Origin of the sequence: Rhizobacter sp., assembly GCF_031412075.1 — a bacterium.
Lineage (GTDB): Bacteria > Pseudomonadota > Gammaproteobacteria > Burkholderiales > Burkholderiaceae_C > Rhizobacter.
In genome coordinates this window covers 1-11,651 of the sequence record NZ_JANOCG010000315.1, presented here as the reverse complement: position 1 = coordinate 11,651, position 11,651 = coordinate 1, and the positions used below count along the sequence as shown (strand labels likewise).

Here is an 11,651-nt window from a genome sequence, read left to right as displayed (position 1 = left end):
GCGCGCAGGCCGTCGGTCAGCATCTCGGCCTCCTGGCCCAGGTGCACACCGTGCTGCAAGATGGGCTTGAGCGGGTGCGGGCTCAAGAGCTGCGGGCGAAGCTGCTTGTGGCAACACGGCGAGCACATGATGATCTGTGCGCCCGCGCGGATGCCGAGGTGAATGGCGTAATCGGTCGCCACGTCGCAGGCGTGCAGCGCGATCATCACGTTCAGGGCCGCGGGCTGGTAGCTGCGCACGTCGCCTTCTTCGATGCGCAGGCCGGTGATGCCCAGCTTGGCGATCACCTGGTTGCACAGCGCCACCATGTCCGGGCGCAGCTCCACACCGGTCACTTGCGCATCGATGCCCTTCGTGTGGCGCAGCCAGTCGTGAATGGCGAAGGTGAGGTAGCCCTTGCCGGAGCCGAAGTCGATCACGTTGAGCTGCTTCGCATCCGCCAGCGGTGACGCAGCCAGCGCGTGTGCAAACACCTCGACGAACTTGTTGATCTGCTTCCACTTGCGCGCCATCGCCGGCACCAGCTGCTGCTGCGTGGTGGTCACGCCCAGCTCGGTGAGAAAGGGGCGGGTGATCTCCAGCCAGCGCTGCTTTTCGCGGTCGTGGGTGGTGGGCACGTCGACCGCCTGGTCGGTCTTGGCCACGTGCAGCGTGCACTGCCCCTTCTTGCTGATGGAAAGTTGCCACTCTTCGTCACGCGTCAGCAGGTGCGCGTTGCGAAAGCCCGTGCCGAGCATCTCGCGCAGCAGCGCCACACCGTCGCTCACGGCGTGGTTCTTGGTGATGTCGCGTGTCTTGTGGGTGTAGAGCAGCGACAAGGCCGCCTCGCCGCGCAGCTCGACACGGCGCGCCGTCACGCGCAGCAGGTCGTCACTCGCACGCAGGGGTTTGGCGAGCAAGAGCTTGACGAAGCTGCCGTCGCCCAGGCTCGCCGAGAGGCCGGCGAACAGGCGCTCGAAAGAAGGGTCGGTGGAGAGGTTCATGGGCAGGCGCGGCAGAGGCTGCGGATTGTCGTCCACCGCATAACACCCCTGTCTCGCCGGTGAGGCGCCTGAACGCGGCGGCCTGAAGGTTTATCGTTCGGGCGGAGCCATGTTGAAGGACACCCCCATGAAGACGATGAAGGCAGCGGTGCAGGCCGGCGAGCAAGGCCTGCAGATCCAGCAGGTGCCGGTGCCGACACCCGGTGTCGACGAGCTGCTGGTGCGTGTGCGCGCCTGCGGCCTGAACCGCGCCGACATCGGCATGGCCGCCGGCCACGCGCACGGCAGCCAGGGCGGCGCCGGCACCATGCTCGGCATGGAGTGGGCCGGCGAGGTGGTCGACTTTGGCGGAGGTGTCACGGGCTTCGCACGCGGCGAGCGGGTGATGGGCTCGGGCCGCGCGGCCTTCGCCGAGTACACCGTGGCCGACAAGGGGCGGGTGATGCCGCTGCCGTCAGCCGGCATGAGCTTCGAGCAGGCGGCCACCCTGCCGCTGGCGCTGCAGACCATGCACGATGCCCTCGTGACCAACGGCCGTCTGCAACCCGGTGACACGGTGCTGATCCAGGGTGCATCGTCGGGTGTGGGCTTGATGGGCCTGCAGATCGCACGCCTGATGGGTGCCGGCCTGGTGATCGGCACCTCCACCACACCCGCGCGGCGTGAGCGCCTGCAAGACTTCGGTGCGCAGCTCGCGCTCGACAGCAGCGACTCCACCTGGCCCCAACAGGCGCTCGACGCGACCGGCGGCAAGGGCGTGAACCTCATCGTCGACCAGCTCAGCGGTGCGCAGGCCAACCAGAACATGCGCGCCTGCGCGGTGCAGGCCCGCATCGTCAACGTGGGCCGCCTGGCCGGCACCCGCGCCGAGTTCGACTTCGACCTGCATGCCTTGAAACGCATCCACTACGTCGGCGTGACCTTTCGCACGCGCAGCGTGGAAGAGGTGCGCGAACTCAACCGCCGCATGCGCGCCGACCTGGGCGAGGCGATTGCCGCCGGCCGGCTCGCGCTGCCGATCGACCGCACGTTTGCATTCGACCAAGCCGCCGAGGCGCTCGCGCACATGGCGCGCAACACCCACTTCGGCAAGCTCGTGCTGAGCCTGGCCTGAGGCCGTGTTTATTTGGCGTTCTTGCGGCAGCCACCGAGGCCGCACGAATTCAGCTCCCAGAGATTGCGCGACGGATTGCGCGAGGCAACGGCGCCACATGTAACCACATGTATTGCAGCTCGGGGTAACCCGATAGTCTTCGCTCGTCGGCTCACAAGGCCTCACCTTTTTGAAGTTATCAACGTCATGAAGAAACTAATTTTTGGGGCATTGATCTGCCTGTCGGGCGTGGCCTCCCACGCCAACGATTCCCCGCTGAACGGGGCCGACCGGGCCCTGTTGAGCAGCGTCAGCCAGGCCCAGTACCAAGCCTTGCTCTACACCGTGATCGAGTGCGGCTTCGACTCCAACCCCCACGTGGCCGTGACCCTGCTGAAGTCGCCCGCGTTGCCGGCCATCACGGCCGCCATGGCACGTGTCAACGAGCCCGCCCCGGTGCTCGACCCGAAAGCCTGCGCCGGCTTCGGCCTGCCCGCCACCAGCACCGCGCGCAAGTAAGCAGCCGCCCGTCGCGATGGGCGCGGCATGAAGGCGAAAATCGTGGCAGCCCATGCCACGCCAATCGCCCGCCAAAACGCCCACCAAGCCGCCCCGATCGCATCACTATCACGTGTATGTGGTCGAGCTTGCCGACCCGGTGTGGAACAACGCGCGCTTTCGCGCCGCCAACCCTGGCTACGAGTTGGGCAAGCCTTTTGTCTACGTCGGCATGACCGGCCTCGACCCGGATGTTCGCTTCGACAAGCACAAGGCCGGCATCCAGTCGAACCGCTTCGTGTTCGACCACGGCTTGAGGTTGTTGCCGCAGTTGTACGAGGTCTACAACCCGATGCCGTATGACGGCGCGCGCGACATGGAGGTCGAACTCGCAATCGGGTTGCGTGAAAAGGGCTGGGGCGTCTGGCAAGCCTAGGGACTGTTCACACACAAAGCCCGCGCGTGATGCGCGAGGTGATCGGCCATGAAGCTTTGAATGAAGTAATAACCGTGGTCGTAACCCGCATGGCGGCGCAGCGTGAGCGGCTGGCCGGTCTGCGCACAGGCGGCTTCCAGCAGGTGCGGGTGCAACTGCTCGGCCAGAAATTTGTCGGCGAGGCCCTGGTCGATCAACAGGTGCGGTGCGCGCGCGCCCGCCTTCACCAGCTCGGTGGCGTCGTGCTCGGCCCAGGCGGCCTTGTCATCACCGAGGTACCCGCTGAAAGCCTTCACGCCCCACGGGCACTGCATGGGCGCGGCGATCGGCGCGAAAGCCGAGACACTCTGGTAGAGGCCGGGGTGCTTCAGCGCCAGCGTCAGCGCACCGTGCCCGCCCATCGAGTGGCCGAACACGCCGACCCGGTCGGGGCGGGCGGCAAAGTTCTGCAACACCAGCGTGCGCAGCTCTTGTGTGATGTAGCTGCCCATGCGCCAGTGTGTGTGCCAGGGTGCCTGCGTGGCATCGAGATAGAAGCCGGCGGCATTGCCAAAATCCCAGGCCGCATCGGCGCCGTCGACACCGGTGTGGCGCGGGCTGGTGTCGGGGCCCACCAGCATCAGGCCGTGTTCGGCCGCGTGGCGCTGCGCACCGGCCTTGATCGCAAAGGTCTCTTCGTTGCAGGTGAGCCCGGCCAGGTAGAACAGCACCGGCACCGGGCCCTGCAACGCCTGCGGCGGCACGAAGACGCCAAACTTCATTGGCAACCCGATCAGCGCCGAATCGTGCCGGTAAAAACCTTGCACCCCGCCGAAGCAGCCGTGCTCGCTCAGCGTGGTGAGCATCAGTACATCACCACCGAGCGGATCGACTCGCCGCTCTTCATCAGGTCGAAGCCCTGGTTGATGTCGTCGAGCTTCAGGCGGTGGGTGATCAGGTCGTCGATGTTGATCTTGCCGTCCATGTACCAGTCGACGATCTTCGGCACATCGGTGCGGCCGCGTGCGCCGCCGAAGGCCGAGCCTTCCCACTTGCGGCCCGTCACCAGCTGGAACGGCCGCGTGCTGATCTCGGCCCCCGCTTCGGCCACACCGATGATGATGCTGCGGCCCCAGCCTTTGTGCGTGCACTCCAGCGCCTGGCGCATCAGCTTGGTGTTACCCACGCACTCGAAGCTGTAGTCGGCACCACCGTCGGTGAGCTGAACGATGGCATCGACCACGTTCTCGGTCGTCTTCGGATTGATGAAGTGCGTCATGCCGAACTTTCGGGCCATGGCTTCACGCTCGGGGTTCAGGTCGACACCGATGATCTTGTCGGCGCCCACCATCTTGGCGCCCTGGATCACGTTCAGCCCGATGCCCCCCAGGCCGAACACCACCACGTTGGCACCGGCCTCCACCTTGGCGGTGAACAGCACCGCGCCCACGCCGGTGGTCACGCCGCAGCCGATGTAGCAGAGGGAGTCGAAGGGCGCATCGCTGCGCACCTTGGCCACCGCGATCTCGGGCACCACGATGTAGTTGCTGAAGGTGCTGGTGCCCATGTAATGCAGGATGGGTTGGCCGTTCAGCGAGAAGCGGCTGGTCGCGTCGGGCATCAAGCCCTTGCCCTGCGTGCCGCGGATCAGCTGGCACAGGTTGGTCTTGCGTGACAGGCAAAACTTGCACTGCCGGCACTCGGGTGTGTAGAGCGGGATCACGTGGTCGTCGCGCCTGAGCGTGGTCACGCCGGGCCCCACGTCGACCACCACACCGGCGCCCTCGTGGCCCAGGATGGCAGGGAACAGGCCCTCGGGATCGGCGCCCGAGAGGGTGTAGTAATCGGTGTGGCAGATGCCGGTGGCCTTCACTTCGATCAGCACCTCGCCGGCCTTCGGGCCTTCAAGATCGACGGTCTCGATGGTCAGCGGCTGACCGGCTTTCCAGGCGATGGCGGCGCGGGTTTTCATGGGGAGCCTCGTGCGGTGGGTGGGAGTGTGATGAACAAGCTCGGGCGACTATAGGCACATCGTGCAGGCCCGGCTCAAGCGCCTTATATTTCCCCAGCTTTTCTGCACCCGAGGCCCGATGCGCACTCGCGGCAGCATCACCCTCTTTCACCTAACGAATCAGCCCCATGGCCTTTGCCGACACCCTCCAGCAGCTCCCGTCCATCGGCCACCTGGCCGGCCTGCAGCTGCTCGACGAACACGGCGCCACCGTCGCCACCCTGCACAACCAACCCGGCCAGGCCGGCTCGGTCCGGGTGTACGCCGCACTGGCCGAGCGTTTTGGCGCTCTCACGGTGCAGGCCGCGCACGAGGGCCTGCTGATGTATGCCGAGCACACCGCCGACGCACGCGCCCACCCCGGCAAGCACCCCAACATCGACCGCTTGCTCGCCCTCATCGAGGCGGGTGGGCGTTATGCGGTGAAGCTGCTGCCGGCGGCGTGAATGCCTGCCACAAACCCGAGCAACCTCACAGCATGCGCTTGTCGCCAAGCTCTGTTAACTTCCCCTCCCTGAAAACGCCGGAGGAGAGCCTCGCATGAGCGATTTGCAAGACCGCCTGCGCGCACTCCCGTCGGGCAGCCTGAGCGGCCTGCGCCGCGGCATCGAAAAAGAAAGCCTGCGTGCCCAGCCGAGCGGCGCGCTCGCCCTCACGCCGCACCCGGCGGCGTTGGGCTCGGCGCTGACGCACCCGCACATCACCACCGATTTCAGCGAATCGCAGGTCGAGCTGGTGACACGGGTTCACCTGAGCATCGACGCCTGCCTGGAAGAGCTGACCCAGATCCACCAGGCCACCTACCAGGCCATGCGCGACATGGGCGACGAGATGCTGTGGGTGTCGAGCATGCCCTGCGACCTGCCGACCGACGAAACCATTCCGCTCGGCCGTTATGGCAACTCCAACGTGGGCCGCGCCAAGAGCGTGTACCGCATGGGCCTGGGCCATCGTTATGGCCGGCGCATGCAGACCATCTCGGGCATCCACTACAACTGGTCGCTGCCAGGCGTGAGCGACGAGCAGTACTTCGGGCTGATCCGCAACTTCCGCCGCCATTCCTTCCTGCTGCTCTACCTGTTTGGCGCTTCGCCCGCCGTCGGCGCGAGCTTCGTCGCGGGCCGCCAGCACGAGCTGCAGACCCTGGCCGGGCAAACGCTGTACATGCCGCACGGCACCTCGCTGCGCATGGGCCGCCTGGGTTACCAGAGTGACGCCCAGGCGACGCTGGCGGTCAGCTACAACAGCCTCGAGCGTTATGGCGCGTCGCTGCAAGACGCGCTCACGCGGCCTTATGCGCCGTATGCCGCGGTGGGCATCCACAACCCCGGCGGCGAATACAACCAGCTGGCCACCAGCCTGCTGCAGATCGAGAACGAGTTCTACGGCACCATCCGCCCCAAGCGGGTGATCTTCCCGGGCGAGCGCCCGCTGCATGCGCTGCGCGAGCGCGGCGTCGAATACGTCGAAGTGCGGCTGATGGACCTCAACCCTTTCGTGCCCATCGGCATCACCGCCGAGACGGTGCGTTTTCTCGACGTGTTCCTGCTGCACTGCCTGCTCACCCCGAGCCCGCCCGACACCGCCGACGAGATCGCCGCCTTGGGCCGCAATCAGCACCGCACCGCCGGCCATGGCCGCCAGCCCGGCCTCACGCTGGAGCGTGGAGCAGAAGAAGTGACGCTGGTCGACTGGGGCCTGCAGTTGGTCGAAGAGTGCCGCCCGCTCGCCGCCGCACTCGACGCCACGCACGGCGGCGAGCTGTACCAGGCCGCCCTGGTGGCGGCCCACGAGCTGTTGGCCGATGCGAGCCTCACGCCGTCGGCCCGTGTGCTCAATGCGATGGCGCACGACTTCGACAACTCGTTCTTGCGCTTCACCCTGGCGCAAAGCCGGCAGACACAAGGTCAGCTGCTGGCGCGGCCCGTCACGCCCGAGAGGGCGGCGCACTTTCGCGAGATGGCGCTGGCCTCGGTGGCCGAGCAGCAGCGCATCGAAACGGGCGACTCCATGCCCTTCGAAATCTACCGCCAGCAGTACTTGTCGCCGCAGCGGCTGGGGCTCTGAGCGCCCCGGGCCGGCATCCGGCCTTCAACGCCGCGGGCGTCAGGGCGTGGTGTTTTCTGCGGTCAGGCCTTCACCCGTCATCAGGCGCTGCATCAAGGTGATGGCCTCGGCCTCACGCCGCCGGCGGCGCGCACGCCGCACCGAGATGGCATCGGTGAAACGCCGCAACAGGCGCACGTCCTGGGGCGTCCATTCACGCCTGCCACCCTGTTGGGCACAGCAGTACACCGCCCAGGTGATGCCATTGGCGCCGATCGTCGCGTCGAGCGACGCGCGGATGTCGTGCGGCAGCAGATAACCCTCGCGCATGGCCGCCAGGTGGGGGTCGGCCAAGGTGTCCGGGCACACGTAGACGCCTTTTTTCGTGAGCGCATCGAAGTAGGCTGCGAACTGCTCTTCGTGCAGCACCACCGGCTCGGTGATCGGCGTGCGAGCGACCCCGTCGTAGCCGGCCAGGCGCCGCATCTCGCGCCGGCCGGGCTCGCCCGCGAGCAGCCACACGCTCACCCGCGAGCACGCCATCTGGCCTTGCACGAATTCAGACATGCTCAAGGCCGCGCCTTGAAGCGTGATGGTTCCGGCATCTAGCTGCACGCCCAGGTGGGCGAGCAGTTCCATGAATGCTTTCATGGGCATGTGAAAAGAGTCGAGTCTCGCGAGGGTATCGCGGCAAGCCGGCTGTTTAGAACCCGCCCGGCGTGCGTGACGTGGAAAAGTCGTGCTTTGTCCTCACACATCGACCGATGCCCAGGCGCGCGAGCCGATTCAATACGAGGCATGGGACAACGCCTGTTCGCCGTCTTCGCGTTCTGGTTGGCCGGCACCGCCGCCGCACAGTCGGGCTTGACCGAGACCGAAACGCGCTGGCTGCAACTGAGCGCCCCCGCCCTCGCCTACGCCCGCGAACAAGGCCTGCCGCTCGACATCGTGGTGCAACCCCAGCCCACCCCCGGCCACGCCCCCCTCGCGATGGCCTACCTCAACGGGCGCTGCAAACTGGTGCTGTCGATGCGCGGCAACCCCGAGGCGCAGGCCAGCCTGGAGGCGATCCCACCCGATCTGCTCAAACCCGTGGTCGAAGCCATGGCGGCGCACGAGCTGGGCCACTGCTGGCGTTACATGCGGGGTGCATGGCACACCCTGCCCGCCGGTTTTGCGCCGGCGCAGGGTGAGGACCCAGCACGGCGCGAGCAGCTGCACGAGATGCAGCAGACCCGCCACGAAGAAGCGTTTGCCGACCTGGTGGGCCTGGCCTGGACGCTGAAAAAACATCCGCAGCACTACGCCCAGGTGCACGCCTGGTTCGTCAAATACCGCCAGGACGACACCCTGCCCGGCAGCCACCACGACACCCTGGCCTGGGTAAAGCTGGCCGCCGAGCCCGCTGCCTTCACCGCCTCAGGCTCCCTCTTCGAGCAGGCCTGGCCGCTGTGGCAACAAGGGCTGCGCGGCGGCGAGTGAGCGGCCGCGCGTAGGCGATCACCGACAGCCGTGCGCGTGGCCGTCCGGGTGACACCTGGCGGCGGGGCGCCGACCATGAGCGCTTCAGGGGCTCGCTGCGAGCCTCACCCGAAGGAGCTCGCCATGCAAGACACGACACACCCCGAGGTGCTGGGCGTTTTTTCCCCGGTCGGCCATGTGGTCGTCTCATTTCCCACCCAGCAAGACATGCAAGGCGCGGCCACCGAGCTGGGCCGGCAAGGTTTTGCCGCCGACAAGATCGTGCGCTTCTCACCCGCCGAGATGAAAGCCCAGGCCGAGCATGACCTCGACCGCGCCAGCCCGCTGGCCGAGCTGGGCTACGAGGTCAAGCTGGTGCGCGCGCACCGTGAGCTGGCCGAGCAAGGCTACAGCTTCCTGATGGTGCATGCGCCCAAGGGCGAACAAACCCAACTGGTGGCCGAGGTGGCCCGACAGTTCCGCGCCGAACGGGCGCAGAAGTACGGCAACTTCGCCATCGAAGAGCTGATCACGCCCGTCGCCGAAGAAGACCATGTGGTGAGGCCACCGGCGAGCTGACTCGACTGTGCCGCGGGGGGTTTCTGAGGCGCTGGCGCGCGGCCTGACAGCGGTGCATGGCGGGCGCCGCCGAAGGCGCCGTGCCTGCGGCGTGGAACTTGCAAGTTGCGGGGCCTCTTCACCGCCACTGCGCAGGAGCCCCGCATGCAAACAGCTCAACTCAAACCGACACTGAACGCCTGGCACCTCTGGGGGCTCGCGGTGGGCCTCGTCATCTCGGGCGAGTACTTCGGCTGGAGCTACGGCTGGGCCAGCGCCGGCACGCTGGGCTTCATGATCACCGCCATCGTGGTGGCGGTGATGTACACCACCTTCATCTTCAGCTTCACCGAGCTCACCACGGCCATTCCCAACGCCGGTGGGCCGTTTGCCTACGCCACCCGCGCCTTCGGGCCGACCGGCGGTTTTATCGCGGGTTTTGCGACGCTGGTCGAGTTCGTGTTTGCGCCACCGGCCATCGCGATGGCGATCGGGGCCTACCTGCAGGTGCAGTTTCCCGGCGTCAACGCCAAGACGATGGCGATCGGCGCCTATGTGATCTTCATGACGCTCAACATCGTGGGCGTGCGCACCGCCGCCACCTTCGAGCTGGTGGTCACCGTTCTGGCCATCTTCGAGCTGCTGGTGTTCATGGGCGTGGTGGCACCGAGCTTCTCGACCGCCAACTTCGTGGCCAACGGCTGGGCCGGCCAAGACAGCTTCAGCCCGCTCGCCATCTCCGGCATGTTTGCGGCCATTCCGTTTGCGATCTGGTTTTTTCTCGCCATCGAAGGTGTGGCGATGGCGGCCGAAGAGGCCAAGGACCCGAAACGCACCATCCCCATCGCCTACATCGCCGGCATCATCACCCTGGTGCTGCTGGCCATCGGCGTGATGGTGTTCGCGGGTGGTGTGGGCGACTGGCGCAAGCTCTCCAACATCAACGACCCGCTGCCCCAGGCCATGAAGGTGGTGGTGGGCGACAGCAGCGTGTGGCTGCACATGCTGGTGTGGATCGGCCTGTTCGGGCTGGTCGCCTCGTTCCACGGCATCATCCTCGGCTACTCGCGGCAGATTTTTGCGCAGGCGCGCGCGGGCTACCTGCCCAGCTACCTGGCCGCCATCCACCCGCGCTTCGGCACACCGCACCGCGCGGTGCTGGCCGGCGGGGTGGTCGGCATCGCGGCGATCTTCAGCGACGAGCTGTTCTCGTTCGGCGGGCAAACGCTTACCGCCAACATCGTCATCATGGCCGTGTTCGGCGCGATCGTGATGTACATCATGTCGATGCTGAGCCTGTTTGCGCTGCGCAAGAAGGAGCCGAACCTCGCACGCCCCTTCCCGGCCATCGGCTACCCGGTGTTCCCGGCGATCGCTCTCGTGCTGGCGGTGGTGTGCCTGGGCGCGATGATCTACTACAACCCCTTGTTGGCGGCGGTGTTTGCCGGCCTGATGGGGGTGTCGTATGGTCTGTTCATGTGGGGTGGCAGCAAGCGCCGCGAAACGGCCGCCGCATCGGCGTGAGCGGCCGGGGCTGCCCCGCCGCCCAGCCCACGCCGGAGACCGCCCCATGCCCTATCGCCACAGCATCGGCACCCACAGCTGGCAGTTTGCCGACCTCAAGGAGGTGATGGCCAAGGCCACGCCCTTGCGTTCGGGTGACCAGCTCGCCGGCCTGGCGGCCAGCAGCTACGCCGAGCGCATGGCCGCGCGCATGTGCCTGGCCGACCTGCCGCTGCAGCGTTTTCTCGACGAAGCGCTGGTGCCCTACGAGAGCGACGAAGTCACGCGCCTCATCATCGACACGCACGATCCAGTGGCCTTCGCCGAGATCGCGCACCTCACGGTCGGCGGCTTTCGCGACTGGCTGCTCAGCGACGCGGCCGACAGCCTCAGCCTGGCGCGTGTGCACCGCGGCATCACACCCGAGATGGCCGCGGCGGTGAGCAAGCTGATGCGCAACCAAGACCTGATTTTGGTGGCGCGCAAATGCCGTGTGATCACGCGCTTCCGCAACACCATCGGCCTGCCCGGCCGGCTCTCGGTGCGGCTGCAGCCCAACCACCCGACCGACAGCCCGCGCGGCATCGCCGTCTCCACGCTCGACGGCCTGCTCTACGGTGCCGGTGACGCGGTGATCGGCATCAACCCGGCCACCGACAGCATCCCCGCACTGGTCGACTTGCTGCATTTGATGGACGAGCTGATCACGCGCTTCGAGATCCCCACCCAGTCGTGTGTGCTCACGCATGTGACCAACACCTTGCAAGCCATCGTGCTGGGCGCGCCGGTCGACCTGGTGTTCCAGTCGATCGCCGGCACCGAGCAGGCCAACACGAGCTTCGGCATCAACCTCGCGCTGCTGAAAGAAGCGCGCGACGCCGCCTTGTCGCTCAAGCGCGCCACCGTGGGCGACCCGGCCAGCGCCAACGTCATGTACTTCGAGACCGGCCAGGGCTCGGCACTCTCCGCCAACGCGCACCATGGGGTCGACCAGCAGACCTGCGAGGTGCGTGCCTATGCGGTGGCGCGCGCCTTCGCACCGCTGCTCAGCAACACCGTGGTCGGCTTCATCGGGCCCGAGTA

General features: G+C 66.8%; 13 protein-coding genes. 9 read left to right on the top strand and 4 right to left on the bottom strand.

Features of this window, described 5'->3' with window-relative positions:
- Nucleotides 1–983, bottom strand: a 983-nt coding sequence (locus RMO40_RS11575; protein WP_309720908.1) for an SAM-dependent methyltransferase, incomplete at its 3' end; no start/stop codon positions are given.
- Nucleotides 984–1,110: 127 nt separating this feature from the next.
- Between RMO40_RS11575 and RMO40_RS11570 the strand changes: the two genes are divergently transcribed.
- From RMO40_RS11570 to RMO40_RS11560, 3 genes are all read left to right on the top strand, one after another.
- Entirely contained in the window at nucleotides 1,111–2,097 is a 987-nt protein-coding gene (locus RMO40_RS11570; protein WP_309720905.1) for a zinc-binding dehydrogenase, read from the top strand.
- Between the two features lie 186 nt (nucleotides 2,098–2,283).
- Nucleotides 2,284–2,595, top strand: coding sequence for a hypothetical protein (locus RMO40_RS11565; protein ID WP_309720902.1), 312 nt, complete (start codon nucleotides 2,284–2,286; stop codon nucleotides 2,593–2,595).
- A gap of 52 nt (nucleotides 2,596–2,647) precedes the next feature.
- Nucleotides 2,648–3,010, top strand: a complete 363-nt coding sequence (locus RMO40_RS11560; RefSeq protein ID WP_309720899.1) for a hypothetical protein — start codon at nucleotides 2,648–2,650, stop codon at nucleotides 3,008–3,010.
- Here the strand turns inward: RMO40_RS11560 and fghA are convergent.
- Nucleotides 3,007–3,855 carry an S-formylglutathione hydrolase gene (gene fghA, locus RMO40_RS11555; RefSeq protein ID WP_309720896.1) on the bottom strand — a complete coding sequence of 283 codons (849 nt, stop codon included), beginning with the start codon at nucleotides 3,853–3,855 and terminating at the stop codon, nucleotides 3,007–3,009. The two genes, RMO40_RS11560 and fghA, sit on opposite strands and share 4 nt — an antisense overlap.
- Complete coding sequence (locus RMO40_RS11550; protein WP_309720894.1) at nucleotides 3,855–4,961, bottom strand: S-(hydroxymethyl)glutathione dehydrogenase/class III alcohol dehydrogenase; 1,107 nt, start codon at nucleotides 4,959–4,961, stop codon at nucleotides 3,855–3,857. The genes fghA and RMO40_RS11550 overlap by 1 nt, the downstream gene beginning before the upstream one ends.
- Before the next feature lie 167 nt (nucleotides 4,962–5,128).
- Between RMO40_RS11550 and RMO40_RS11545 the strand changes: the two genes are divergently transcribed.
- On the top strand, nucleotides 5,129–5,446 hold the full coding sequence (locus tag RMO40_RS11545; RefSeq protein WP_309720891.1) for a DUF2322 family protein: 318 nt from the start codon (nucleotides 5,129–5,131) through the stop codon (nucleotides 5,444–5,446).
- A gap of 94 nt (nucleotides 5,447–5,540) precedes the next feature.
- Nucleotides 5,541–7,067: a glutamate--cysteine ligase gene (gshA, locus tag RMO40_RS11540; protein ID WP_309720889.1), complete on the top strand. Its 1,527-nt coding sequence runs from the start codon at nucleotides 5,541–5,543 to the stop codon at nucleotides 7,065–7,067.
- A 39-nt stretch (nucleotides 7,068–7,106) separates the two neighbouring features.
- On the opposite strand, the gene RMO40_RS11535 is transcribed toward gshA, so the two are convergent.
- Complete coding sequence (locus RMO40_RS11535; RefSeq protein WP_309720886.1) at nucleotides 7,107–7,697, bottom strand: GAF domain-containing protein; 591 nt, start codon at nucleotides 7,695–7,697, stop codon at nucleotides 7,107–7,109.
- A 147-nt stretch (nucleotides 7,698–7,844) separates the two neighbouring features.
- Here RMO40_RS11535 and RMO40_RS11530 point away from each other — a divergent pair, with 147 nt between their 5' ends.
- The 4 genes from RMO40_RS11530 to eutB form a co-directional block, all read left to right on the top strand.
- Nucleotides 7,845–8,528: a hypothetical protein gene (locus tag RMO40_RS11530; protein WP_309720883.1), complete on the top strand. Its 684-nt coding sequence runs from the start codon at nucleotides 7,845–7,847 to the stop codon at nucleotides 8,526–8,528.
- A 123-nt stretch (nucleotides 8,529–8,651) separates the two neighbouring features.
- A complete protein-coding gene (locus RMO40_RS11525; protein ID WP_309720880.1) occupies nucleotides 8,652–9,086 on the top strand; it encodes a hypothetical protein in 435 nt (144 codons plus the stop codon).
- Between the two features lie 144 nt (nucleotides 9,087–9,230).
- On the top strand, nucleotides 9,231–10,589 hold the full coding sequence (eat, locus tag RMO40_RS11520) for an ethanolamine permease (RefSeq protein ID WP_309720877.1): 1,359 nt from the start codon (nucleotides 9,231–9,233) through the stop codon (nucleotides 10,587–10,589).
- 46 nt (nucleotides 10,590–10,635) lie between these two features.
- Nucleotides 10,636–11,651 (top strand): ethanolamine ammonia-lyase subunit EutB (eutB, locus tag RMO40_RS11515; RefSeq protein WP_309720875.1); only part of this gene is annotated, 1,016 nt, incomplete at its 3' end.